Genomic DNA, 24,675 nt, shown 5'->3' with positions numbered 1-24,675 from the left:
GCGCGCGCCCGCCGACCGCCCGCGGGGGCCCCAACCACCCCCGCCGGGGGGGCGGGGGCGCCCCGCGGGGTGCCGCCGGCGTCCGGGGGGGGGGGGGGGCCAAAAACCCCCCCGCGACGCGGCGCTCCCCCCACCCCCCAAGGCGCCCCCGCCAGAAGACGCGCGGAACGACTTCATTGGCGTTAACCCGATTTTGTCCGTTTAGCGCGTATTGTCAATTCATGCCCACGCCATACGGATCCCGTGGCGGCATGGCCTTCAGTGCGGAGGAGCTGCGTGTGCTCCGCCGCGCTCTGGCCCTTGCCCTCCACCCCAGCCCGCACCGCAGCCCCGCCCATGACGAGGACGTCCAGGACTGTCTCCGCCTCGCGGAGTCGGTGGACGAGGCCGTGCGGGAGGGCGCCAGGCTCCGCGCCTTCCTGATGGCCGATCTCGCCCGTTACCGGGCGTCCCTGCCCGGCACCGCGTCCGGCTACCTCGCCCTCCTCGAAGACGCGCTCGGTGCCGGCTACCAGCCGGGCCCCGACGACCTCGCCGCCCTGCGCGCGCTGCGCGGCAACGCCCTCGCGGCCACCCTGCTCGACCGCTGCCGGGTCCTGGCCGAGCGGGCCCTGCGCGCCCGCCTCGCGGGCCGCTCCGTCCCGGCCCCGACCCGCTCCCCCCTGCCCGCCGCCACGGCCACGGCCACCGCCACGGTCCCCGCGTCCCGCACCCACCTGCTGGCCCTGCCGGGCGGCCGCACCTCCGCGGACCAGGAGCGCCCCCGCCCGGTCCCCACCCCGGCCGAGGTCTTCCCGCCCAAGCGCCGCCCGGCGCCCTCGCCGGCCCCCACGGCCCCCGGCCCGCCCCCGCCTCCCGCGCCCCCCGCGCCGGCGGGCCCCCCGCACCAGCTCGCCGCGGGCTAGCTACCCTGGGGGGCATGGACTACGTTTCCGCGCTCGTGCCCCCCGTAGTGATGGCCGTGTTCTTCGGCGGTCTCATCGTGACGATCGTGAAGACCCAGGGCGGTGCCAACAAGGCCAAGGAGGACGCGGCCGCGGACGCCGCGATCTCCCGCGCCGAAGCGCTCCGCCAGCGCCCCGACACGAGCAACGCCTGAGGCCCGTTCCGGCCGGCCCGGGCTCCCCGCAGGGCGTACGACTCACGGATCCCCCGAGTCGTACGCCCTTTTTGCTGGGCAACATCCCGTAATGTCCCGTAATCGGGGACGTCTCCCACTATTGTTCAGCTGTGCCTCGTCCATTGGGAGAACTCGAAGACGCCGTCATGACACGGGTGTGGAAGTGGAACCGCCCCGTGACCGTTCGAGAAGTCCTGGAAGACCTTCAGCAGGAACGGTCCATCGCGTACACGACCGTGATGACCGTTTTGGACAATCTCCATCAGAAGGGCTGGGTGCGTCGCGAAGCGGAAGGCCGCGCCTATCGATATGAGGCGGTCTCCACCCGCGCCGCCTACGCGGCCGCACTGATGAACGAAGCCTGGTCGCGCAGCGACAACCCCGCCGCCGCTCTCGTCGCCTTCTTCGGCATGATGTCGTCGGAACAGCGGGAAGCCCTGACCGACGCCATGCGTATCGTCCAGGGCCCGGAGAACCCCGGCGCCGCGGAGCGCGCCGCGGAGCGGTAGCGTCCGCGTCATGGCAGCAGAGGTCCCCGAACTCAGCGAACTCAGCGCAAAAGCGGTTTCCGTCCGCCGGGCGCGCACCTCCGATGTGCCGGCCGTGCGTCGGCTCCTGGACTCCTACGTCCGCGAGCGCATCCTCCTGGACAAAGCGACGGTGACGCTTTACGAGGACATCCAGGAGTTCTGGGTGGCGGAACGCGACGACAACGCCGAGTTGGTCGGCTGCGGCGCCCTGCACGTGATGTGGGAAGACCTCGCGGAAGTCCGCACCCTCGCGGTGAATCCGGCGATGAAGGGGGCAGGGGTGGGGCATCAGCTGCTCGGGAAGTTGCTGCAGACCGCCCGGTGGCTCGGCGTGCGCAAGGTTTTCTGCCTCACCTTCGAAGTCCACTTCTTCGCCAAGCACGGCTTCGTGGAGATCGGCGAGACTCCGGTCGACGGAGATGTCTACAGCGAGCTGCTGCGTTCCTATGACGAGGGCGTCGCGGAGTTCCTCGACCTCGAACGAGTGAAACCGAACACCTTGGGCAACAGTCGGATGCTTCTGCATCTGTGATCGCCTCTGTGGTATTCCGATCCGACCGGCTGCCCCGGTGGCCTATGTCCGAAACGCGCATGTTTCCGGGCTTCCCCGGCCCCCTGGTCTCTGCCAAGGGTTTGTGTTTTCCCGGCAAAAGCGGTTTGCTTTCCGACGTACTGCAGTACTGCATATAACAGGGGCCGGTGAATCGGCGGCGACGCCGTGCGGGCCGGCCTCAAAGTTATCGATGAAAGGAAATCCGGTGGCACAGAAGGTTCAGGTCCTTCTTGTCGATGACCTCGACGGTGGCGAGGCGGACGAGACCGTGACGTTTGCGTTGGACGGCAAGTCCTACGAGATCGACCTCACCACGGCCAACGCGGACAAGCTCCGTGGCGCCCTGGAGGACTTCGTCAAGGCCGGTCGGCGTACCGGCGGCCGGAGTTCGGGCGGCCGCGGCAAGGCCCGCGCGTCGGCGGCGAGCGGTGGTCAGGACACCGCCGCGATCCGCGCCTGGGCGAAGGAGAACGGTTTCGAGGTCAACGACCGCGGCCGTGTTCCCGCCTCGATCCGTGAGGCCTACGAGAAGGCCAACGGCTGACGGCTGCGACGACGCAGCCGGACCCGGTGGCACTGCGTCGCCGCCGTGTCCACGAGCCGTACGAGATCGGAGCCCACGGCGGGGTCGCTGTGGTGCGCGGTCCCGCCTCGCCCCACCGAGGCCAGGGACACGAGCGCCGGCAGCGTCGGCTCCACCTCGCACCCGGGTTCCGGGGGTCGCAGCCACACGGCGGCCCCCCGTGAGCCGGACCACCCCGGAGGCGTGGGCGCGTCGATCCGTCCGCCCGCCCCGACGGCGGTGAGGCCGAGGGGGATGTCCCCCCACTCCAGCCAGTCGAGCAGTCCCGGCAGCTCGTCGGCGCTCCCCGCGCCCACCAGCAGCCGCATCGTTTCCCCGCACAGCGCCACGGGTGCCTTCGGCCCGAGGTGGCGCAGCGCGGCGAAGCCCGCCTCCGCGGGCAGTTCGAGGACGTCGAAGCGCAGCCCCGTCACCAGCCGGACCGGGCCGGGGCCGGGCACGGTCGCCCAGCCGAGTCCGTTCTCGTACCACTGCCGCACCGGGTCGCGTCGCTCGACCGGCGTCCGGGGCTGAGGAACTGTGGGGGCCATGTCCCAGCAACAGTCCGAAGGCCTTCCGGGTTACGCAGGGTGGCCGCCCGGATGCGTTCGGTGGCGGGAGGCGGGGCGCAAGAGCGCACTCGGCGGCGCAAGGGTGTTCGCCCGTAGCGGAGGAAATGGGGGTGCGCCGCATGGACTGCCGGGCTTCACGGGTAAGACATCCCTAGTGGGGAGGGGCGACACGCGGTTCGGGGCGTCTCACGTTCGCCATCGGCGTACTGATGGTGGGGGTAACTGCCTGGCCTGCGGGAACATCGTCTCGCACCATCGGGTTGGAGCAATTGTCGGCGTTCGCGGTCAGGAGATCCCCCGAGATGGGGGCCGGGTGTCGGCAGTTGGAATGAGCGGTCCCCGCTTGCGGGACTAAGCTGCGGAAGGACAGGGAGGGGACCGACCCCTTACTGCCTGACCGCTCTGAGGAGCGATTAACGATGTTCGAGAGGTTCACCGACCGCGCGCGGCGGGTTGTCGTCCTGGCTCAGGAAGAAGCCCGGATGCTCAACCACAACTACATCGGCACCGAGCACATCCTCCTGGGCTTGATCCACGAGGGCGAGGGTGTCGCCGCTAAGGCCCTGGAGAGCCTCGGGATTTCGCTCGAGGCGGTCCGCCAGCAGGTGGAGGAGATCATCGGCCAGGGCCAGCAGGCCCCGTCCGGGCACATCCCCTTCACCCCCCGTGCCAAGAAGGTCCTGGAGCTCTCGCTCCGCGAGGCCCTTCAGCTGGGCCACAACTACATCGGCACGGAGCACATCCTGCTCGGCCTGATCCGCGAGGGCGAGGGCGTCGCCGCCCAGGTCCTGGTCAAGCTGGGCGCCGACCTCAACCGGGTGCGGCAGCAGGTCATCCAGCTGCTCTCCGGTTACCAGGGCAAGGAGACCGCCACCGCCGGCGGTCCTGCCGAGGGCACGCCCTCCACGTCCCTGGTGCTCGACCAGTTCGGCCGGAACCTGACGCAGGCCGCCCGTGAGTCCAAGCTCGACCCGGTCATCGGGCGCGAGAAGGAGATCGAGCGGGTCATGCAGGTGCTGTCCCGCCGCACGAAGAACAACCCGGTCCTGATCGGTGAGCCCGGCGTCGGCAAGACCGCCGTCGTCGAGGGCCTCGCGCAGGCCATCGTCAAGGGCGAGGTGCCCGAGACCCTCAAGGACAAGCACCTCTACACCCTCGACCTCGGCGCGCTGGTCGCCGGTTCCCGCTACCGCGGTGACTTCGAGGAGCGCCTGAAGAAGGTGCTCAAGGAGATCCGCACCCGCGGCGACATCATCCTGTTCATCGACGAGCTGCACACGCTGGTCGGTGCGGGTGCCGCCGAGGGCGCCATCGACGCCGCTTCGATCCTGAAGCCGATGCTGGCCCGCGGTGAGCTCCAGACCATCGGTGCCACCACGCTCGACGAGTACCGCAAGCACCTGGAGAAGGACGCCGCGCTGGAGCGCCGCTTCCAGCCCATCCAGGTCGCGGAGCCGTCGCTGCCGCACACCATCGAGATCCTCAAGGGTCTGCGCGACCGGTACGAGGCGCACCACCGCGTGTCGATCACCGACGAGGCGCTCGTCCAGGCCGCCACCCTGGCCGACCGGTACATCTCGGACCGCTTCCTGCCGGACAAGGCGATCGACCTGATCGACGAGGCCGGTTCCCGGATGCGCATCCGCCGGATGACCGCGCCGCCGGACCTCCGCGAGTTCGACGAGAAGATCGCGGGCGTCCGTCGCGACAAGGAGTCGGCCATCGACTCCCAGGACTTCGAGAAGGCGGCGTCTCTCCGTGACAAGGAGAAGCAGCTGCTGGCGGCGAAGGCCAAGCGCGAGAAGGAGTGGAAGGCCGGCGACATGGACGTCGTCGCCGAGGTCGACGGCGAGCTGATCGCCGAGGTCCTCGCGACCGCCACCGGCATTCCGGTCTTCAAGCTCACGGAGGAGGAGTCCTCCCGGCTGCTGCGCATGGAGGACGAGCTCCACAAGCGCGTCATCGGCCAGACGGATGCCGTCAAGGCGCTCTCGAAGGCGATCCGGCGTACGCGTGCGGGTCTGAAGGACCCGAAGCGGCCCGGCGGTTCGTTCATCTTCGCCGGCCCGTCCGGTGTCGGTAAGACCGAGCTGTCCAAGGCGCTCGCCGAGTTCCTCTTCGGTGACGAGGACGCGCTGATCTCCCTCGACATGTCGGAGTTCAGCGAGAAGCACACGGTCTCGCGGCTCTTCGGTTCGCCCCCCGGTTACGTGGGTTACGAAGAGGGCGGTCAGCTGACCGAGAAGGTCCGCCGCAAGCCGTTCTCCGTCGTCCTTTTCGACGAGGTCGAAAAGGCCCACCCGGACATCTTCAACTCGCTCCTGCAGATCCTGGAGGACGGTCGCCTGACCGACTCCCAGGGCCGCGTCGTGGACTTCAAGAACACGGTCATCATCATGACGACCAACCTTGGAACCCGTGACATCTCCAAGGGCTTCAACCTGGGCTTCGCCGCCCAGGGCGACACGAAGTCCAACTACGAGCGCATGAAGAACAAGGTCAGCGACGAGCTGAAGCAGCACTTCCGTCCGGAGTTCCTGAACCGCGTGGACGACGTCGTCGTCTTCCCGCAGCTCAGCCAGGGCGACATCCTCCAGATCGTCGACCTGATGATCACCAAGGTGGACGAGCGCCTGAAGGACCGGGACATGGGCCTGGAACTCTCCCAGTCCGCGAAGGAGCTGCTCGCGAAGAAGGGTTACGACCCGGTGCTCGGCGCGCGTCCGCTGCGGCGCACGATCCAGCGCGAGGTCGAGGACACCCTCTCCGAGAAGATCCTCTTCGGCGAGCTGCGCCCCGGCCACATCGTGGTCGTCGGCACGGAGGGCGAGGGCGAGACCAAGACCTTCACCTTCCGCGGCGAGGAGAAGGCGGCACTGCCCGACGTGCCGCCGATCGAGTCGGCCGCCGGTGGCGGCGCTGGCCCGAACCTGAGCAAGGAGGCGTAGCCCTCCCAGGGTGCGCTTAAAGGGGCTGCCCCGGACCGTTTCGTACGGTTCCGGGGCAGTCCCATTTTTCGTGCCCCGTGCCCCGTGCCCCGTGCGGCGGGGAGCGGGCGCTCAGAGCTTGGACGGCTCCCACACCTGTACGTCGATGTGGTCGGGCAGGGCGGAGACGTCGAGGTGCCGCCTCGGCTCCCCTACCGTTCCCCTGTCGGTGGGAGGTTCCACGTGGAGGCGCTGAAGGCCCGGCATCAAGGTGGCGATGCGGGCCGTCGCCGCCTCCCAGTCGCCGTCGGGGGAGAGCCAGAGCTCGGTGAGGCGCGGCAGGCTCAGCCCCTCGGGCGCGTACGCGAGGTTGCGGGAGCCGCAGTGCAGCCGGGCGAGCCGGGGCAGGCGGGCGAGTGTCTCCCAGTCGGCGGCCGAGTCCGGACCGCTCTCCCCGAAGGTGACGCGCTCAAGGAGCGGCCAGCGGGGCAGCAGCTCCAGGTCCCGCACGGAGGAGCGGGAGCCCGTGAACCCGAGGAACGTCAGCGGGGCCTCGGCGGGGATCAGGGTGAGGCTCCAGGGCTCGTCGGTGTCGCCGACGCTGAAGACATTCAGCCCGTCCAGGCCGTGCAGGGCGGCCAGGGCCTCGGGGGTGAGGTGGGCCGGGGAGTAGGAGAGCAGCAGGAAGGCCGGCTCGCAGGCGACGAGGAAGCGGGAGGCGACCTCGGGGGAGACGCCGACCCGCATGTCCAGCCGCCTCGGAAACAGCCCCAGCCGCTCCAGCTCCGCGATCTGTACGTCGTCCCGGAGCGTGAAGTGCAGGGCGGTGGCGTCGAGATGGGCGATGACCTGGTCCGCGTACGCGCGGCAGTCGAAGCGGTGCCACCCCCACATCAGCTGGCTGCGGACCATGAGGTCGGGGTGGCGGGCGAAGCGGGCCAGGAAGGGGATGGCCGCGTCGGAGCGCACGTGGGTCGCGGTGACCGTCACCAGGCGGGCCTCCTCGGCGGTCAGCGACTCCGGGCCCGGCAGCAGGTCGAGGACCATGGGGCCGACCTGCGCGAGGGCGCGGGCGTCGTCGGCGTCCCGGGGCGGGATGAGCCCGGCGGTCCTGCGCTCCACCTCTTCGCGTACCGCCGGGGCCAGTTCCGCCGCGTGTTCGAGGCAGGCCGCGGCGAGGAGGTGGACGCGCTTGCGGGAGCGCTCGTCGGTGTGGGCGTCGCCGTGGGCCAGCAGGTCCCGCAGGAGCTCCGCCCGTTCGCGGGGGCGGGCCTGGGCCACCGCCATGCGGATGACGTCCTGCCACTGGTCGTCCGCCGCGTGCCGGGCGAGGACGCCGAAGTCGCCCTCGTCGACGGCGGCGCGGGCGCCGAGGAAGTCCTGGAAGGTGCGGTGGACGAAGTCGACGGTGTCCGGGCCCGGTTCGCGCAGCAGGCCGCTGCGGTGCAGGAAGTGCGTGTAGACGGCGCGGGCGTCGCCGAGTGCGGCCAGCTCCGGTACGGCCGGCAGCGCGTCCGCGATGATCGTCTCCGCCCGTGTCCGGTCGAGGACCGTGCGGCCGTTGCGGATCAGCCAGTACGCGAGGCGTTGGAGCAGCTGGAGCTGCGGCTCCTCCCGCAACTCGGGGACGGCCATGTGGCGTTCCCGGTCCCTGCGGACCAGCAGCATGGACAGGGCGGCGCTGTAGAGGTCCTTGCGGCCCAGCGGCAGGAAGCCCCTGCGGTCGCGGTGCAGGGCACAGATCAGGCCGCACATCAGGGGGTTGGTGGCCAGGCGGCCCAGGTCCGGCTTCGCCTTCACCGCCGCGAGCAGCTGACTCTCGTACGCGGTGAGGGCCGCGTCCTCGTCGGGCGCGCCCGTGGCCGCCGCCGCGTGCCAGCGTTCGATGAAGGCGCTCACCTCCCTCTCGTTCATCGCGGAGAGCGTCAGCTCCGTGAAGCCCTCGTCCGCCAGCCAGTCGGCCCGTACGGCCGCCGGGCGCGAGGTCACCAGCCAGCGGTTGCCGGGGTAGGCGTCGAGGAGGTCGGTGAGCCACGCGCGCGTGGCGGCGCGTTCGGTGTCCGGGACCTCGTCGATGCCGTCGACCAGGACCAGGGCGCGGCCCGCCGCCAGGACACGCGCCTCCCAGCCGGCGGGCTGCGAACCGGCGAGCGGGCAGCCGACGGCGGAGAGGAAGTCGGCGGGGGCGGGCAGGCGTTCGCCGTGCCGGGTGAGGGCACGCAGGGGCAGGACGTAGGGGACGCGGTCGGCGAGGTACGTCATGGGGCCCTCGGCCAGGTCCTGGCGGGCGGCGCTGACCGCGAGCCACTGCACGAGGGTCGTCTTGCCGGAACCGGCCTCGCCGCGCAGCAGGACCCGGTCGTGGGCGGCGAGGGCCTGGTCGGCCGGGCGGGCGGCGTGGCTCTCCTTCAGGGCCTCCACCCAGATCTCCCCGAGGCGCAACACGATGTCGGCGGTGCCGGAGGGCGCGGTCGCCTCCAGGGACATGTAGGCCGCGTCCAGCGGCCACTTGCCCGGGGTGTCCGTCAGGTCGATCCCGAAGATCGTCAGCTTGCCGTGCTTCTTCGCCACGTACGCGAGGTAGCGCTCTTCGAAGGCGGCGTCCCGCGCCCCGGGGAGCGGGCTGCGGGCGATCAGCGCGTCGGCCTTGGCGGTGAGTTCGTCCTGGCTCCGCCGCTGGGCGACCAGCGTGGCCGCCACGAAGGTGGAGCGCTGCGTGAAGAACTGGAGGATGTGCAGGCAGGCCCACTCGGTGACCGAGTGGAGGTGGCGGGCGGCGTCCTCGGACAGCCATGCGTCGGCGTCCCGCGCCGCGCGCAGGAGCAGGCGGGCCAGCTTCTGGTGGCCGAGGCCGACCGCCTGGACGTCGTCCATGTCGAGGTCGCCGAGGGCCAGGAGCACGCGGGTCAGGGCGTCGGTGACCGCCACGGCCTCGTCCGGCGGGAAGGGCCGCTCGCCCGGTGAGGACAGGGACCGGGCCACGAGCCGCTCCGCGATGCGGCGTACGTCCGGCTCGGTCAGGGTCCGCTTCTCGCCCCGGAAGGACACGAGCGCGGACACCCGCACGGGCCGGCCCACGAGCCCGGCGCCGGGGCCCTCACGGGCGAACAGCTTCTTGATCAGCGGGGTGACGACGCTCGACGCGAGGCGGGTGCCTACGACCGCGGGATCCATGGGCGTGAGCGTAGTGGGCGCCACACCGGCGGTGGGGCGGATCCTCGGCGCCGGTGACATGCCGCACAGGGGGTTTGCGCGGTACTACGCCCGATAGTGGGCGCCCGGGGCGAACGGTTCGGGACCTTCGGCCCGCAACCCCCGGGACCTTCAGCGCGTCGCGGGGCGCGGGGTGGGGATCCAGGGGTGGCGCGGGGCGCGAGGCTGTCCCCCGTGGGGTCAAACGCGTGAGGGGCCAAGGATTCACATGCCACGCAACGAGGGAATTGTCCGGATTTGGCGGTGTCAAGGGTCCAAAATCATCATGGGTCGCTACGGCTTTCGGTAGTAGATGGGGGGTTTGGCAGGGGTTCGAGCACGGGTTACCAAGGGATGACCGACCCGGTGAAGCGCGGTGGTGCGGGGCCCGTTCCCGCTCCCGTCCGCCGGGTCGTCGCACGCCCCCTCCCCGTCACCCGAAGGACGTCCCCATGTCGAAGCGCACCAGGTCCCACCATCCCCGCCCGTCCACGCTCCGTACGCGGGCGGCCGTTCTCGCCGTCGGTCTCGGCGCGTCGGCGGTGCTCGGAGCCGGGGTCTCGGTCGCTGCGGACAGCGCCAGGAGCGGCGGTGTCCTGCCCGGCGTCACCGTGAACTCGGTGCACGCGCAGGCCGCCGCCCAGGCCAAGGCCGCCGAGAAGGCCCAGCAGGACGCGGCCAAGAAGGCCGCCGGCATCAAGAAGGCCGCCGCCGCGAAGGCCGCCTCCTGGATCCACCCGGTCGAGCGCTACACGCTCTCCGCGACCTTCGGCCGCGGCGGCAGCATGTGGGCCCACAAGCACTCCGGCCAGGACTTCGCCGTCCCGGTCGGCACCCCGGTCGCCGCCGTGCACGGCGGTACGGTCGTCAAGGCCGGCCCCAACGGCGCCGGTGACGGTCCGGCCTACGGCAACGCCGTGGTGATCAGGCACGGCAACGGCACGTACTCGCAGTACGCGCACCTCTCGCGCGTCGACGTCCGGGTGGGCCAGAACGTCGCCACCGGCCAGCGCGTCGCCCTGTCCGGCAACACCGGCAACTCCAGCGGCCCGCACCTGCACTTCGAGATCCGCACGACCCCCAACTACGGCTCGGCCGTCGACCCCGTCGCCTTCCTGCGCTCGGTCGGCGTGCGCGTCTGACCCGGGGGCGGCTCAGCCGCCCGAGTGGGCCTGCGTGACCAGGTCGATGGCGACTTCGAGGATGGCCCTGCGCTTCTCCTCGGGGTCGCCTTCGACGTCCTTGAGGACGAACATCCCGCCGTGCATGGTGAACAGCGCGCTGAAGCACCGCACCTGGTCGGTCATCGGCGCCCCGGGGTCCTTGAGGATCTCGTAGAGCCCGAACATGCGGTCCTTGAAGCTCTCGCCCGTCTTCAGGTCCCGCATGGTGGCCTGGTTCTCCTGCATGAAGCGGAAGAGCGGCGCCGCGTCGACCAGGATGTCGCTGTAGCGGCGCAGGACCTGCTGGCGGACCTCCAGGGACGGCGGCTGGGGCTGCTCGTGACCCCAGGCGATCAGCTCGTCGATGGGCCGTGTGAGGTCGTCGAAGATGCTGGTGAGGATGGCCTCCTTGGTCTTGAAGTGGTAGTACAGCGCCGCCTTCGTGACCTCCAGCCGCTCCGCGATCTCGCGCAGTGACGTCTTCTCGTACCCCTGTTCGGCGAAGAGTTCGAGGGCCACGTCCTGAATGCGCTGGCGGGTGTTCCCGCGGCGCTGCTGCTTGTCTGTGCCCGTGCCCATCGGGTGCTCCTCGACTCCGGTTAACTTACTTGACGCCCGGCTAGTTGGGGGTCTACCTTCCCTCAGTGTAGTCAGCTAGCCGGTCGGCAAGTAAGGCGCCGGTGGGGCCAGGGCGGACCTGGGGAAGTGCGGGGAATGGGGACCATGAACGACAAGACCACGGCGCGAGCCGAACCGGAGCCGGACAAGGCCGGACCGGCCGCGCAGGGCGAACCCCGACAGCGCAGTGTGCGCGTCGTGCTGATGGCCCTGATGATCGCGATGCTGCTCGCGATGCTCGACAACATGATCGTGAGCCCCGCCATGCCGACGATCGTCGGCGACCTCGGCGGCCTGGAGCACCTGTCGTGGGTCGTCACCGGCTACACGCTGGCCACCGCCGCCTCCACCCCCATCTGGGGCAAGGTCGGCGACATGTACGGCCGCAAGGGCGCCTTCCTCACCTCCATAGTCATCTTCCTCGCCGGCTCCGCGCTCAGCGGCATGGCGCAGGACATGCAGCAGCTCATCGGCTTCCGCGCCGTCCAGGGACTGGGCGCGGGCGGCCTGATGGTCGGCGTCATGGCGATCATCGGCGACCTGGTGCCGCCGCGGGAGCGCGGCAAGTACATGGGCATGATGACCGGTGTCATGGCGGTCGCGATGATCGGCGGCCCGCTCGTCGGCGGCACCATCACCGACCACCTCGGCTGGCGCTGGGCGTTCTACATCAACCTGCCGCTGGGCGCCGTCGCGCTCGCCATGGTGACCGCCGTCCTGCACCTGCCGAAGAAGAAGGCCGAGGGGCGGATCGACTATCTCGGCGCGGCCCTGCTCACCGTCGGCATCAGCGCGCTCGTCCTGGTCACCACCTGGGGCGGCACGGAGTACGCCTGGAGCTCGGCCGTCATCATGGAGCTCATCGCGATCGGCGTCGTCTCGCTCATCGGCTTCCTCCTCGTACAGAAGAAGGCCGCCGAGCCGATCATGCCGCTGCACATCTTCCGCAGCCGCAACTTCTCGCTGATGGCCGTCATCGGCTTCATCACCGGCTTCGTGATGTTCGGCGCGATGCTCTTCCTGCCGCTCTTCCAGCAGTCGGTGCAGGGCGCCTCGGCGACCAACTCCGGGCTGCTGCTGCTCCCGATGCTGCTGTCGATGATGGCCGTCTCCATGTTCGCCGGCCGGTTCACCACGGCGACCGGCAAGTACAAGGTCTTCCCGATCGCCGGCACCGTCCTGATGATCGTCGGCTTCTTCCTGCTGGCCCAGATGGACACGGGGACGACGCGGCTCACCTCGGGCCTCTACATGGCGGTGCTCGGCGCCGGCATGGGCTTCCTGATGCAGGTCACCATGCTCGTCGCGCAGAACAGCGTCGAGCTGAAGGACATGGGCGTCGCCTCGTCCTCGGCCACCCTCTTCCGTACGCTCGGCTCCTCGTTCGGCGTCGCGATCATGGGCGCCCTCTTCAACGACCGCGTCCAGGACGTGATGGCCGAGCGCGCCGGCGAACTGGGCGGCAAGGTCACCGAGAAGTCGGCCCAGCTCGACGCGGACAGCCTCGCGAAGCTCCCGGAGCAGGTGAGCGACGCCTACAAGTTCGCGGTGGCCTCCGGGACGCACTCGGCCTTCCTGCTCGGCACGGCCGTCGCCGTCATCGCGCTGCTGGCCTCCCTCTTCGTGAAGGAGATCCCGCTGCGCGGCGCGGGCCCCGCCGACAAGAAGCCCGCGGGCGACGGCGACGCGAACCCGGCGGCGCGGGCGGCCGAGGAGCCGGTCACGGGCGTCATCGCCTGATCCGGCACGCCGTTTCTCGGCGGGCCCACGGCCTCTCGGTAGCGGCCCCTCGGCGCTCTCGCGCCGGGGGGCCGTTGTCGGTGCGTTGATGTTGCCAGCGCCGCGAAGGCGGCCTCGACCTCGACAAGGAGTGGAGCTGCTAGCGGCGCGTCAGAGGTTGTCCGGGAGCTGAAGCATCGGGAAGCTGCCCGTGTTGGTCGGCGCGTGCTCCGGCAGCCACAGCACGGCCACCGCGCCCTCGGACCTCGCGTGGGGCGCGGCCCCCGCCGGGCGCACATTGCGGAAGGTGAGCCGGGCGCCGAGGACGCGGGCCTGGCCGGCGGCGATCGTCAGGCCGAGGCCGTGGCCGTGCCCCGCCCGGTCGGCGCTGCCGGTGCGGAAGCGGCTCGGGCCCTCGTGCAGCAGCGCCTCGGGGAAGCCGGGCCCGTGGTCGCGCACCCGGACCACGCGGCCCTCGACGCTGACCTCGATGGGCGGCTTGCCGTGCTTGGCGGCGTTGGCGACGAGATTGCCGAGGATGCGCTCGAGGCGGCGCGGGTCGGTGGTGACCTCCGACTCGTGCACCACCGTGACCGTCACCTCCGTGGTCAGGGACGCCATCCGCCGCGTCACAAACTCGCCGAGGGTGATGTCCTGCAGCTCGGCCCGCTCGGCCGCCGAGTCCAGGCGGGCCACTTCGAGGACGTCCTCCACGAGCGTGCGCATGGCCTGCGCGCGGTCCTTGACCAGCTCGCTCGGCCGGCCCGGCGGCAGCAACTCGGCCGCCGTCAGCAGTCCGGTGACCGGCGTGCGCAGCTCGTGCGCGATGTCGGCGGTGACCCGCCGCTCGGCCTCCAGGCGCTGCTTGAGGGCGTCGGCCATGGCGTCCACGGCGCTCGCCAGGTCATCGGTCTCGTCCTTCACCACGCCGCCGATGGCGTCGCGGACGCTGACGTCCGTCTGGCCCTGGGCGACCTCGCTCGCCGCCGTGGCCGCCTTGCGCAGGCGCCGCGACAGCTGCCCGCCGATCAGGACGCCCAGCGCACAGCCGCCGAAGACGACCGCGATGGAGCCGATGACCAGGGCCTGGTCGAGGTCCTTCATGACGGTGGCGCTGCGGTCGGTGAACCGGGAGTGCAGCGACAGGACATGCCCGTCGGCGAGCGGCACGGCCGCCCAGATGTCCGGCACCCCGTCGGGCTTGTCCTCCACGAAGGTGGCACGGCGGCCCTTGAGGACCGTCTGCCGCAGCTCCTCGGGGAGCGCCGGATCGTCGACCTTCGTGCCGAACTGGAGCGTCTGGCGCTGCGAGGCGGAGTACAGCCGCAGGGCGAACTGGATGCGCTCGTCCTGCACGTCCCGGGCGTTGTCGAGCATCGAGACGCGCGCCGCGTTGTGCACGACCAGGCTCAGCGCCACCGCGACCAGCGCGCCGACCAGCGCGATCGCCGCGCTGATCTTCCAGCGCACGCCGGTGCGCAGGGCCGCGCGCGCACTCCCGCGCGGGTTCGCGCGCCCGCCGGTGCGAAGGCGGGAGCGCAGCGCCTCACGCACGCGCCCGGCCGCCCCACGGACCCCGCGGGCCCCGCGTACCCGGTCCGTGGCCCCACGGAAGCCGTTCACGGGCCCGCTCACGCCTTGAGCTTGTAGCCGAAGCCACGGACCGTCTCGATGCGGTCCTGGCCCACCTTCGTGCGCAGCCGCTGCACATGGACGTCGACGACGCGGGTGTCACCGCCCCAGCCGTAGTCCCAGACACGCTCCAGGAGCTTGTCGCGGGAGAGCACGGTGCCGGGCGCGGAGGAGAATTCGAGCAGCAGCCGCATCTCGGTCGGTGTCAGCGCGACCGGGGTGCCGTCCCTGCGGACCTCCATGCCCTCCGTGTCGATCTCCAGTTCGCCGAACTGCAGCACCCCGCCGTCCGCCGACGACCGGTCGTCGCCGGCGCCCGTGGCCGAGCCGGAGCCGCTCGCGTGCCCGAACCGGCGCAGGACGGCGCGGATGCGGGCCACCAGGACGGCTCCGTCGAACGGCTTGGTCACGTAGTCGTCGGCGCCCGCCTCCAGGCCGAGGACGACGTCGATGGAGTCGGCGCGCGCCGACAGCATGATCACCGGGACGGTCGACTCGTCGCGGATGCGCCGGCACAGCGAGACGCCGTCCAGGCCCGGCACCATGACGTCGAGCAGCGCGATGTCCGGCTGGTCCGCGCGGAACGCCTCCAGGCCCGCCAGTCCGTCGGGCATGGCCGTCACCACGAAGCCGTCGCGCTCCAGGGCGAGCTGGGTGGCCTCACGGATGACGTCGTCGTCCTCGACGAACAGGACATGGGTCTGTTCTGCCATCGGCTGCTCTCAGTCCTTCTCGGTGCGTTTCGTGCCTGGGGGTGCTGTACGGGGCTACGCCGACGGCGCGGGGGGCGACTCCGCGCTCACCGCGCTGCTGAAGTCGTTGCGGGTGCGCCCGGTCTCGGCGAAGTGGCGCGAGGACCAGTGATAGGTGATCACTTCCTCGCCGGACGGGTAGGGCACCTCGTCACCCTTCTCGTAGAGCTGCTTGGTCACGACCAGGTCGCCCCGGTCGATCTCGGCGTAGACCGAGGCGGGCTCCTCGGCCGCGAAGACATTCTCGTACCGGCCGCCCTCGGCGCGGTACACGTAACTGCCGATGCCCACGGCGTCCGCGCAGGTCAGCACGTTCACCACGACATCGGAGGCAGTTCCTCCGGTGAGGTTCCCGTACGACACGTCCACCGGATACGACTCACCGGCGCAGGGCTTGAGGTCCCGCTTGATCGCCGTGCTGACCTTCGGGTCGCTCTTGACCAGCCGCACCGCGTCGATCTTCTTCTCCACCGTGGAGGCGGAGGGCGACGGGGACGCGGACACCACCGGCTCGCTGCGGGCCGGGCCCTCGTCACGGGCGCCGGAACCGCCCGTCGAGCAGGCGGAGAGGGAAAGGCCGACGGCGGTGAGCCCGGCCACCGCCGTGCTCACCGCCTTCACGTTTCTGGTGGCCCGGGGGCCTAGGCCGCGCAACGCTCCCGCTCCTCACGTTCGAGCGCGCGTGCGAGGAGTTCCTCGCGATCCCGGTTCTCCAGCTCCTGGCGGAGCCGGGCGAGTGCCCGGTGCAGCGTGCTCTTGACCGTTCCGGCCGACATGCCGAGTGCGGCGGCCGTCTCCTCTGTGGACATCTGCTCCCAGTGTCGCAGCACGACGACGCTGCGCTGCTTGGGTGCGAGCACCTTCAGGATGTCCATCAGCAGGGCGCGGTCCGCGTGCTGCTCCGTGGAGTCGTCCACGGAGCAGTCGGGCAGCTGCTCGGTGGGCACCTCTTCGAGCTTGCGGGCCCGCCACCACTCCGTACGGGTGTTGATCATGACGCGGCGCAGATAGGCGTCCGCGAGCCGCTTGTCGGCTATGCCGTCCCAGCGGCCGTACGTGCGCACGAGCGCGGTCTGCAGCAGGTCCTGGGCGTCCACGGGGTCCGGAACCAGGCGCCGGGCACTGCGCAGCAGGGCATCCTGCCGAGTGCGGACGTACTCTTCGAACTCGAGCACCTCGCCGTGCGCCATATCAAACCGCCTCCGTTCCATCCCCGATGCCGACCGCCGTCCCTGCTCGTGCGGTACGGGTATGAAGCTACGGAGGCCGTGTCACGGGGTTGTGCGGAGCAGCCAGCGGCGGGCGCACGGCTGTGCGTAGGTTGTGTAACAGAAGTAGGGCGCGCGTAAAGCGGGGGCCCTGCCGGGTCCTCGGTTACGCGGGGCGCGGGGCGCGGGTCGCGGCGCCCCGCCCGTCAGGTCAGCGGCAGGCGGTACAGACCGTCCGGCAGCGGCTCGACCAGACCGTCGGCGACCAGGCCGTCCAGCGCGCGCGCCCGCTGCACCGGCTCGTCCCACACCCGGTCGAGGGCGGCCTGCGGCACGGGGGTCAGGGCCTCGCGGAGCACCGCGAGCAGCTTGCCCCGCACCTGGCGGTCCGTGCCCGCGTACGTCTGGCCGCGCCGGGCCGGGCCGTCGTGCGCCGGTTTGCCCGCCGAGAGCCAGGCGCACCGGTCGGCGATCGGGCAACGCCCGCAGGCCTCGTTCTTGGCGGTGCACACCAGGGCGCCCAGCTCCATGGAGGCGGCGGCCCAGCGCGACGCCGTGCGCTCGTCCTCGGGGAGCAGGGCGCGGGCCAGCCTGCGCTCGGCGGCGGTGGTGGCGTTCGGCGGGTACTGCACGCCGGTCACGGCCCGCGCGAAGACCCGGCGCACGTTCGTGTCCAGGACGGCGTGGCGCTGCCCGTACGCGAAGGACGCCACGGCCGCCGCGGTGTACTCCCCGATGCCGGGCAGGGCGAGCAACTGCGCGTGCTGCGCCGGTACGTCGCCACCGTGCCGTTCCGTTATGGCCACGGCGGCGCCGTGCAGCCGCAGGGCGCGGCGCGGGTAACCGAGCCGCCCCCAGGCGCGGACCGCCTCGCCGGGGGCCTCCGCGGCGAGGTCGGCGGGGCGGGGCCAGCGGGCCAGCCACTGCTCGTACACGGGCAGGACACGGCTGACCGGCGTCTGCTGGAGCATGAACTCACTGACCATCACGCCCCACGGCCCGGCGTCCTCGCGCCGCCACGGCAGGTCGCGGGCGTGTGCGTCGAACCAGGCGATGACGGGGGTGTGGAGGGCGTCCCCGGCGTACTCGGGGGAGTCCCCCGGGGCCGGGCTGTTCGGCGTGGGCTTGGTGGGAGCAGTCATGGCAGGGTCGATCCTGCCATGGCCTCGGCGGTTCTCCGGGGTGGCTCGGGGTGGGGTCGTCTTTTGTCTGCGGGTGCGTCGGTTTTTCCCGCGCTTCGCGCGGGTTGTTTTCCCACCCACCCACCCGATACCCCGGGTCTCGGGGGTCGGGGCACGGAGTTCGGGGCTCGGTAAGTGGGTCGGTACTGACTATCGGCAGGGGTGGGGTGGGGGGTGGGGAAGTAGCGTCGGGGTGTGGAGAGGTGGGTGTGGGGGGTCGGGGTGTGGGTGGGGCTTGTGTTGCCCGGGGTGGTGGTGGGGTGGCTGGGGGTGGAGGAGCCCCGGTCCGTCGGCGCGTGGCTCGCCGCGTCGGCCGTGCTGGCCGCCGCCGTCGGCGTCCGCCGCGCCCGCCCGCTGCTCGCCTTCCTCGCCGCGGCCGCCCTCGGCCTCGTTACCGCCCCCTCCCTCTTCACGCTCTCCCACGGCCCCGCCCTCGCCCTCTTCGCGCTGCTCCTCGGCCGCCGCGCGCCCCGCACCGGGCCGGCGCTGCTCGCCTTCGCGGGCGTCGCCGTCGTCGGCACGGTCAAGATCGCCGTGCGGGACGTCGATCCCGTGGTCGAGTGGCTCGTCCTCGTGGGGACGCTCGTGTTCGGCGCCGTCTTCCCCTGGCTCGGCGGCCGCTACTGGCGCCAGGGCCGCGAGCTGGCCGCCGCCGGCTGGGCGCGGGCCGAGCAGCTGGAGCGCGAGCAGCGCATCGTCGCCGACCGCGCGCGGCTGCGCGAACGCGCCCGCATCGCCCAGGACACGCACGACTCCCTGGGCCACGAACTGAGCCTCATCGCCGTCCGCGCGGGCGCCCTCCAGGTCGCCCCCGACCTGGCGGACCGGCACCGCGCGGCCGCCGCCGACCTGCGCGCCGCCGCCTCGCAGGCCACGGACCGCCTGCACGCGATCATCGGCCTGCTCCGCGAGGACGACGACGAGCGGGCCCCGCTCGCACCCACCGGCGAGAGCACCGCCGACCTCGTCGCACGCGCCGCGGAGTCCGGCCTGGACATCACGTACGACGACGACGCGCCGGCGCGCCCGACCGACCCCGCCGTCCACCGCGTCGTCCAGGAAGCGCTGACCAACGCCGCCCGGCACGCGCCCGGTGCCCCCGTCACCGTCACCGTGCGGCGCGGCGAGGACGCGACGACGGTCACCGTCGTCAACGGCCGCCCCCGGCAGCCCGCTCGGCCCTCGGAGGGCGGTACCGGGCTGCGCGGTCTGCGGGCCCGGGTCACCGACCTGGGCGGCACCTTCGACGCGGGGCCGCACGCGGACGGCTTCCGGGTGGCCGCCCGGCTGCCGGTCGCGGGGAGCGCCCCCGCGCCGCCCCCGCACTCCGGCGCCCGCCTCGCCTCCGCGCGCCGCCGGACCGTGCTGGCCTTCGGCGGCGCCGTCACCGCCGGCGTCCTGCTCGTCGGCGGGGCGTTCGCCTGGTACGCGTACTCACGGACGCACTCCGTGCTCGACCCCGCCGACTACGCGCGCCTGCGCGTCGGGGCGCCCCGCGCCGCCGTCGAGTCCGTGCTGCCGGACCGGGCCGCCTCGGACCCGCCCGTGGAACGCGCGCCGGGCCCCCCGCCGGACGGCGCCGACTGCGCGTACTACCGCGCGAGCGGTGAACTCTTCACCGCCGTCCCCTACTTCAGGATCTGCTTCGGCGGCGACGGCGGCCGACTCGTGGACAAGACCGTGATCCCCACGGCCGACGGATGAGCGAAGAACGCGAGCGACAAGGAGTGTGTGCGGTGGATCAGGCCAAGGCCATCCGGGTTCTGCTGGCCGACGACGAGGCCATGCTCCGCGCGGGCGTGCGGGCCATCCTCGCCGCGGGCGGGGACATCGAGGTCGTCGCGGAGGCCGCCGACGGGCGCGAGGCCGTCTCCCTGGCCCAGGCCCACCGGCCCGACGTGGCGCTGCTCGACATCCGCATGCCGCGCCTGGACGGCCTCGCGGCGGCCGAGGAGATCGTCCGTACGGTGCCGGGCACCGCGGTGGCCATGCTGACGACGTTCTCCGAGGACGCGTACGTGGCCCGCGCCCTCGGCGGCGGGGCCACCGGCTTCCTCCTGAAGTCCGGTGATCCGTACGAACTCATCGCGGGCGTCCGGGCCGTGGCGGGCGGCGCCGCGTTCCTCTCGCCCAAAGTGGCCCGGCACGTCATCGACCGCTCGGGCGTGCGCCGGCTCGGCCGAGGCGCCGCCGCGCGCACCCGCGTCGAGGCCCTCACACCCCGCGAACGCGAGGTCCTCGCCCTGGTCGGCGCCGGCCTGTCCAACCCCGAGATCGCCGCCCGGCTCCACCTCGTGGAAGGCACCGTCAAGGCCTATGTGAGCGCGGTCCTCGAACGGCTCGGGGTCAAGAACCGCGTGCGGGCGGCGATCGTCGCGTACGAGGCGGGGCTCGTCCCGGACCCGGACTGAGCCCCGCCCTGCCACCGAGCGCCCCGAATCGCCCCGAACGGGGCCCGGTTCAGCGGCGATGCGAGTTGCGGCGACGCGAGCCGTGCGTGGGGGAGCCATCTGCGTACGGGTCATGCCCGTGCGGGTCCTGGCGGCGGAACGTCATCGTCGGGGTGTCGTACGCCGCCGGATCCGTCGCCGGGGAGGGGGCGAGCGCCGGGCCGGGACCGGCGAACCAGCGCACCACGCCCGTCGAGGACCCGCGCATCGTCTGCGCGACCCGCGCCACGGGCCGCGTGGCGAGCCGGACGACCGCGTACGTGATCAACGCGCCGAAGACCAGGCCGACCGCCACGTCGTGCGGGTAGTGCACGCCGACGAAGACCCGCGAGAAGGCCATGAGCACGGCCATCGGAACCGTCAGCGCCGCCAGCCGCGGCCAGGCGAGCGCGAGGCCGATGGCGGCGGCACCCGCGATGGTCGAGTGGTTGCTGGGAAAGGACCAGTCGCCGTACGCGGGGCACTCGACGAGCGGCTTCAACGCGCCGGACACGGCCCGGCAGGGCCGCTCCTCGTCGATGGCGGACTTGGCCAACTCGCTGCACACATAGGCCACCGCGGTGGCCAGGGGAGCGAGCACCGCGACGGCCAGGGCGCGGGGATCACCGCGCCGGGCACGCCACCAGGCGACGACGAAGAGCACGCCGAAGAGAAGCAGCCCGAGTTCCGTCCACACCTCCGCGAGGTGCTGGAACCACGACGGTGTGTCGTGGGCGAAGTCGGTGATGTCGCGGTAGAGATCGTCGTCCATGGTGTCCATGATTACGGACGGTACGGAGTGAGTCCGAATCGTCACATCCGGCGATCGTTCCGTGCGCACCCCTGACGATGGACAGTGCCGGAAGGGTCCGGAACGGCTCTCCGGGATGATGATCGGCAAACTTTGTCGCTCAGGGCGGCGGGTGGGGCGGGACAAGCGCCGGATCTCTCGTAAGGTTTGGGCGTGGGATCTCTGCGCAATCCGGTCGGGCCGCTTCCCTCCACCATCTACTGGCGTCGGAGGGCCGTCCTGCTGTCCGTGTTCGGTCTGCTGGTGCTCCTCGCCGTCTGGGTCGCCACCTCCGGTGGTGGTGGCGGCGAGAACGGCGCCGACGGGCCGAACGGCAACGGCCCAGCGACGTCCATCACGCCGGGCCCCTCCGAATCGGGGTCCGCGATCACCGAACACCCGGGCGGACGCGACGAGTCGGACGACGGCTCGGACTCCGGTTCCGGTTCGGGCGGGTCGGGGGGCTCGGGTGGCGCCGGCGGTTCCGGGGGCGCCGCGGGCTCCGGAGGGGCGGCGGGTTCCGGCGGTGGCGGCGGCTCGGCCGACGACGCCAAGGGGGGCGGCGGCTCCGGCGACCGGCTCCCGGCCGGTACGAAGGTGCCCAACTGCACCGGCAGCAGCGCGAAGTTGAAGCTGCGCAGCGTCAAGAACGCGTACGAGCGCGGCGAGAAGCCGAAGTTCGAGCTGATCGCCGAGAACCGCGGCGGCAAGGCCTGCAAGGTCGACCTGGGCGGCAAGGGCACGGTCGTGACGATCACCCGGGCCGACGGCGACGAGGAGTTCTGGTCCTCGGCCGACTGCCCCTCCGGTGGCGGCAGTCTGCTGCTGCGCGTGCCGGCCGAGGGGCACGTGACGCACACCGTGCAGTGGGACCGGCGGGGCAGCGAGCCGCGCTGCGCCACGCCTTCGGGGGCGACGGCGAAGGCCGGTACCTATCTCATCGAGGCGAAGACGCCCGGACTTGGCACCGCCCGCGCCTCGTTCGTGCTGGAGAAGGACTGACCCAAAGAAGGGTCGATGATTCCGGGAGGGCCGGCCGCCGCCGGCTCCTCCAGGGCCTTGTCCGGCCAGCGGCTAGACGTACCGCTCCAGGATCGAGGACTCCGCGAGGCGGGAGAGGCCCTCGCGGACGCTGCGCGCGCGGGCCTCGCCCACGCCGTCCACCGTCTGCAGGTCGTCCACGCTGGCGGCGAGCAGCTTCTGCAAACCCCCGAAGTGCTCCACGAGACGGTCGATGATGGCGCCGGGCAGCCGGGGGACCTTGGCCAGGAGGCGGAAGCCCCGCGGCGAGACGGCCGAGTCCAGGGCCTCCGGAGAACCGGTGTAGCCCAAGGCGCGGGCGACGGTGGACAGTTCGAGCAGCTCCGCGTGGGAGAGGGCGTCCAGCTCCTGGAGCGCCTCGTCCACCGTGCGGGAGCGCCTGGCGGTCGGCTCGGGCACGTAGTCCCGGACGACCAGCTCGCGCTCGGGCTCGACGCCCGCGATCAACTCGTCCAGCTGGAGGGCGAGAAGACGCCCGTCCGTGCCCAGCTCCACCACGTACTCGGCGATCTCCGTGGCGATGCGGCGCACCATCTCCAGGCGCTGGGCGACCGCCGTGACGTCCCGCACCGTCACCAGGTCCTCGATCTCCAGGGCGGAGAGCGTGCCCGCGACCTCGTCGAGGCGCAGCTTGTACCGCTCCAGCGTCGCGAGGGCCTGGTTGGCGCGGGAGAGGATCGCCGCCGAGTCCTCCAGGACGCGGCGCTGACCGTCCACGTACAGCGCGATCAGGCGCATGGACTGGGAGACGGAGACGACGGGGAAACCGACCTGCTTGGAGACGCGGTCCGCCGTGCGGTGCCGGGTGCCCGTCTCCTCGGTGGGGATCTTCGGGTCCGGCACCAGCTGCACACCGGCGCGCAGGATCTTGGTGATGTCCTTGTCGAGGACGATGCCGCCGTCGAGCTTGCACAGCTCGCGCAGGCGCGTCGCGGTGAACTCGACGTCCAGGATGAAACCGCCCGTGCACATCGACTCGACCGTCTTGTCCCAGCCGAGGACGATCAGACCGCCGGTGTTGCCGCGCAGGATGCGTTCGAGGCCGTCACGCAGGGCCGTGCCGGGGGCGACGGCGCTCAGGGAGGCGCGCATCAGCACTTCGGCAGCGGTGCTTCCGCCGGGCTTGCCGGGACTCGCTGCCCGGTCGTTGGCTGCCACTGCACTCCCTCGGTCGCACGTACTCCAAGCCTCCTCCGTACGTCTGTCTTCGTACGGATGGGCGAGACCAGGGCAAAGTCTACCGGCGCTCTTCCTCCTCCCGTGGGGCCTCTCGGCGACGGGATCGCGGAAGGACGCGGAGCGCCTCACCCATGTCGGCGACTTCGATGACCTTCATACCGGCGGGAATCCTGCCCGGATCGGCCGGTACGAGCGCGTGGGTGAAGCCGAGCCGGTGCGCCTCGGACAGCCTGCGCTGCACCCCCGTGACCCGTCTGACCTCGCCCGCCAGGCCGACTTCCCCGATCGCCACGAGGTTCTTCGGCAGCGGGGTGTCGCTCGCCGCGCTGGCCAGGGCGAGGGCGATGGCGAGGTCCGCGGCGGGCTCGGAGAGCTTCACTCCGCCGACCGTCGCGCTGTAGATGTCCCGCTTGCCGAGGGCCGTGATCCGGCCGCGCTGCTCCAGGACGGCCAGCATCATCGACACGCGCGAGGTCTCCAGGCCGGAGGTGGTGCGCCGGGGGCTCGGGATCTGCGAGTCGACCGTGAGCGCCTGGACCTCGGCGACCAGGGGGCGGCGGCCCTCCAGGGTGACGGTCAGACAGGTGCCCGGCACGGGCTCGGCGCGGCGGGTCAGGAAGAGGCCGCTGGGGTCGGTGAGGCCGGTGATGCCCTCGTCGTGCAGCTCGAAGCAGCCGACCTCGTCCGTCGTGCCGTACCGGTTCTTGACGCCGCGGACCAGGCGCAGGCGCGCGTGCCGGTCGCCCTCGAACTGGAGGACCACGTCGACGAGATGCTCCAGCAGGCGCGGTCCCGCGATCGCGCCGTCCTTGGTGACGTGGCCGACCAGGAGCGTGGACATGCCGCGCTCCTTGGAGGCGCGGATCAGGGCGCCCGCGACCTCGCGGACCTGCGCCATGCCGCCGGGTGCGCCGTCGATCTCCGGCGAGGCGATCGTCTGCACCGAGTCGAGGACCAGCAGGGAGGGCTTGACGGCGTCCAAGTGGCCGAGGACGGCGGACAGATCGGTCTCCGCCGCCAGATACAGGTGGTCGTCGATGGCGCCGATGCGGTCGGCGCGCAGCCGGACCTGGCTCGCCGACTCCTCGCCCGTCACATAGAGCGTGCGGTGCTGCTCGCTCGCGGCCTTCGCCGAGACGTCGAGCAGCAGCGTGGACTTGCCGACGCCCGGCTCGCCCGCGAGCAGCACGACGGCGCCCGGCACCAGACCGCCGCCGAGGACCCGGTCCAGCTCGGGCACGCCGGTGGAGCGCGCGGTGGCCGTGCGGCCGTCGACCTCGCCGATCGGGACGGCGGAGGAGGTGACCCGGCCGGGGGCGGTGGTGCGGACCGCGGGCGCGCCGTACTCCTCGACCGTCCCCCAGGCGTGGCACTCGGGGCAGCGGCCGAGCCACTTGGCCGTCTGCCAGCCGCATTCGGTGCAGCGGTAGGACGGACGGTCCTTGGTGGATTTCGTACGGGCAGCCATGCTCGAACCGTAGCCGAGCCCACTGACAACCCGGCCCGG

General features: G+C 71.9%; 22 protein-coding genes. 11 read left to right on the top strand and 11 right to left on the bottom strand.

Translation table 11 applies throughout. The features are described 5' to 3' along the window. Positions 1 to 251: 251 nt before the first annotated feature. The 5 genes from ABZ385_RS31715 to ABZ385_RS31695 all read left to right on the top strand — a co-directional run bounded on the left by ABZ385_RS31715 (position 252) and on the right by ABZ385_RS31695 (position 2,747). Positions 252 to 905: a hypothetical protein gene (locus ABZ385_RS31715; protein ID WP_358914029.1), complete on the top strand. Its 654-nt coding sequence runs from the start codon at positions 252 to 254 to the stop codon at positions 903 to 905. A 14-nt stretch (positions 906 to 919) separates the two neighbouring features. Next, complete coding sequence (locus ABZ385_RS31710; protein ID WP_358586088.1) at positions 920 to 1,099, top strand: hypothetical protein; 180 nt, start codon at positions 920 to 922, stop codon at positions 1,097 to 1,099. A 131-nt stretch (positions 1,100 to 1,230) separates the two neighbouring features. Next, positions 1,231 to 1,629 (top strand): BlaI/MecI/CopY family transcriptional regulator, encoded by a 399-nt coding sequence (locus ABZ385_RS31705; protein ID WP_358586090.1) that lies wholly within the window; start codon positions 1,231 to 1,233, stop codon positions 1,627 to 1,629. 10 nt (positions 1,630 to 1,639) lie between these two features. Beyond that, a complete protein-coding gene (locus ABZ385_RS31700) occupies positions 1,640 to 2,182 on the top strand; it encodes an amino-acid N-acetyltransferase (protein ID WP_358914028.1) in 543 nt (180 codons plus the stop codon). Between the two features lie 226 nt (positions 2,183 to 2,408). Further along, positions 2,409 to 2,747, top strand: coding sequence for an Lsr2 family protein (locus ABZ385_RS31695; protein ID WP_358586093.1), 339 nt, complete (start codon positions 2,409 to 2,411; stop codon positions 2,745 to 2,747). Here the strand turns inward: ABZ385_RS31695 and ABZ385_RS31690 are convergent. After that, on the bottom strand, positions 2,726 to 3,316 hold the full coding sequence (locus tag ABZ385_RS31690; protein ID WP_358914027.1) for an SCO3374 family protein: 591 nt from the start codon (positions 3,314 to 3,316) through the stop codon (positions 2,726 to 2,728). The genes ABZ385_RS31695 and ABZ385_RS31690 overlap by 22 nt on opposite strands. A gap of 440 nt (positions 3,317 to 3,756) precedes the next feature. On the opposite strand from ABZ385_RS31690, the gene ABZ385_RS31685 reads away from it, so the two are divergent. Then, a complete protein-coding gene (locus ABZ385_RS31685) occupies positions 3,757 to 6,285 on the top strand; it encodes an ATP-dependent Clp protease ATP-binding subunit (RefSeq protein ID WP_358586096.1) in 2,529 nt (842 codons plus the stop codon). Positions 6,286 to 6,396: 111 nt separating this feature from the next. Here the strand turns inward: ABZ385_RS31685 and ABZ385_RS31680 are convergent, their stop codons facing one another. After that, positions 6,397 to 9,438 carry an NACHT domain-containing protein gene (locus ABZ385_RS31680; RefSeq protein ID WP_358586098.1) on the bottom strand — a complete coding sequence of 1,014 codons (3,042 nt, stop codon included), beginning with the start codon at positions 9,436 to 9,438 and terminating at the stop codon, positions 6,397 to 6,399. Between the two features lie 470 nt (positions 9,439 to 9,908). Here ABZ385_RS31680 and ABZ385_RS31675 point away from each other — a divergent pair, with 470 nt between their 5' ends. Then, entirely contained in the window at positions 9,909 to 10,598 is a 690-nt protein-coding gene (locus ABZ385_RS31675) for a M23 family metallopeptidase (protein ID WP_358586100.1), read from the top strand. Between the two features lie 12 nt (positions 10,599 to 10,610). Here the strand turns inward: ABZ385_RS31675 and ABZ385_RS31670 are convergent, their stop codons facing one another. After that, positions 10,611 to 11,198: a TetR/AcrR family transcriptional regulator gene (locus ABZ385_RS31670; RefSeq protein ID WP_358586102.1), complete on the bottom strand. Its 588-nt coding sequence runs from the start codon at positions 11,196 to 11,198 to the stop codon at positions 10,611 to 10,613. Positions 11,199 to 11,342: 144 nt separating this feature from the next. On the opposite strand from ABZ385_RS31670, the gene ABZ385_RS31665 reads away from it, so the two are divergent. Further along, the gene (locus ABZ385_RS31665) at positions 11,343 to 12,977 is read left to right on the top strand and encodes an MDR family MFS transporter (RefSeq protein WP_358586104.1); all 1,635 of its coding nucleotides are present in this window, start codon (positions 11,343 to 11,345) and stop codon (positions 12,975 to 12,977) included. A 150-nt stretch (positions 12,978 to 13,127) separates the two neighbouring features. Here the strand turns inward: ABZ385_RS31665 and cseC are convergent, their stop codons facing one another. The 5 genes from cseC to ABZ385_RS31640 all read right to left on the bottom strand — a co-directional run bounded on the left by cseC (position 13,128) and on the right by ABZ385_RS31640 (position 17,690). Then, entirely contained in the window at positions 13,128 to 14,438 is a 1,311-nt protein-coding gene (gene cseC, locus ABZ385_RS31660) for a two-component system sensor histidine kinase CseC (protein WP_358914030.1), read from the bottom strand. Positions 14,439 to 14,587: 149 nt separating this feature from the next. After that, positions 14,588 to 15,301: a two-component system response regulator CseB gene (cseB, locus tag ABZ385_RS31655; RefSeq protein ID WP_358586106.1), complete on the bottom strand. Its 714-nt coding sequence runs from the start codon at positions 15,299 to 15,301 to the stop codon at positions 14,588 to 14,590. A 54-nt stretch (positions 15,302 to 15,355) separates the two neighbouring features. After that, positions 15,356 to 15,961, bottom strand: a complete 606-nt coding sequence (locus tag ABZ385_RS31650) for a hypothetical protein (RefSeq protein WP_358586108.1) — start codon at positions 15,959 to 15,961, stop codon at positions 15,356 to 15,358. 20 nt (positions 15,962 to 15,981) lie between these two features. Then, positions 15,982 to 16,530, bottom strand: coding sequence for a SigE family RNA polymerase sigma factor (locus ABZ385_RS31645; protein WP_358586110.1), 549 nt, complete (start codon positions 16,528 to 16,530; stop codon positions 15,982 to 15,984). Positions 16,531 to 16,754: 224 nt separating this feature from the next. Beyond that, positions 16,755 to 17,690 (bottom strand): A/G-specific adenine glycosylase, encoded by a 936-nt coding sequence (locus tag ABZ385_RS31640; protein WP_358586112.1) that lies wholly within the window; start codon positions 17,688 to 17,690, stop codon positions 16,755 to 16,757. Positions 17,691 to 17,999: 309 nt separating this feature from the next. Here ABZ385_RS31640 and ABZ385_RS31635 point away from each other — a divergent pair, with 309 nt between their 5' ends. Then, a complete protein-coding gene (locus ABZ385_RS31635) occupies positions 18,000 to 19,433 on the top strand; it encodes a histidine kinase (protein WP_358586113.1) in 1,434 nt (477 codons plus the stop codon). A gap of 32 nt (positions 19,434 to 19,465) precedes the next feature. Further along, positions 19,466 to 20,140: a response regulator transcription factor gene (locus ABZ385_RS31630; RefSeq protein WP_358586115.1), complete on the top strand. Its 675-nt coding sequence runs from the start codon at positions 19,466 to 19,468 to the stop codon at positions 20,138 to 20,140. A 49-nt stretch (positions 20,141 to 20,189) separates the two neighbouring features. Here ABZ385_RS31630 and ABZ385_RS31625 read toward each other — a convergent pair whose 3' ends face one another. Beyond that, on the bottom strand, positions 20,190 to 20,939 hold the full coding sequence (locus ABZ385_RS31625) for a phosphatase PAP2 family protein (RefSeq protein ID WP_358586117.1): 750 nt from the start codon (positions 20,937 to 20,939) through the stop codon (positions 20,190 to 20,192). Positions 20,940 to 21,122: 183 nt separating this feature from the next. On the opposite strand from ABZ385_RS31625, the gene ABZ385_RS31620 reads away from it, so the two are divergent. Continuing rightward, a complete protein-coding gene (locus ABZ385_RS31620; RefSeq protein ID WP_358586118.1) occupies positions 21,123 to 21,950 on the top strand; it encodes a hypothetical protein in 828 nt (275 codons plus the stop codon). Between the two features lie 72 nt (positions 21,951 to 22,022). Here the strand turns inward: ABZ385_RS31620 and disA are convergent, their stop codons facing one another. Together disA and radA are read right to left on the bottom strand one after the other, a co-directional pair. Then, the gene (gene disA / locus ABZ385_RS31615) at positions 22,023 to 23,147 is read right to left on the bottom strand and encodes a DNA integrity scanning diadenylate cyclase DisA (RefSeq protein ID WP_358586119.1); all 1,125 of its coding nucleotides are present in this window, start codon (positions 23,145 to 23,147) and stop codon (positions 22,023 to 22,025) included. Between the two features lie 79 nt (positions 23,148 to 23,226). Then, on the bottom strand, positions 23,227 to 24,636 hold the full coding sequence (gene radA, locus ABZ385_RS31610; RefSeq protein ID WP_358586120.1) for a DNA repair protein RadA: 1,410 nt from the start codon (positions 24,634 to 24,636) through the stop codon (positions 23,227 to 23,229). Positions 24,637 to 24,675 lie beyond the last annotated feature (39 nt).

It is taken from the genome of Streptomyces sp. NPDC005898, from assembly GCF_040629635.1.
Lineage (GTDB): Bacteria > Actinomycetota > Actinomycetes > Streptomycetales > Streptomycetaceae > Streptomyces.
This window is presented reverse-complemented; position numbering and strand designations above follow the sequence as displayed.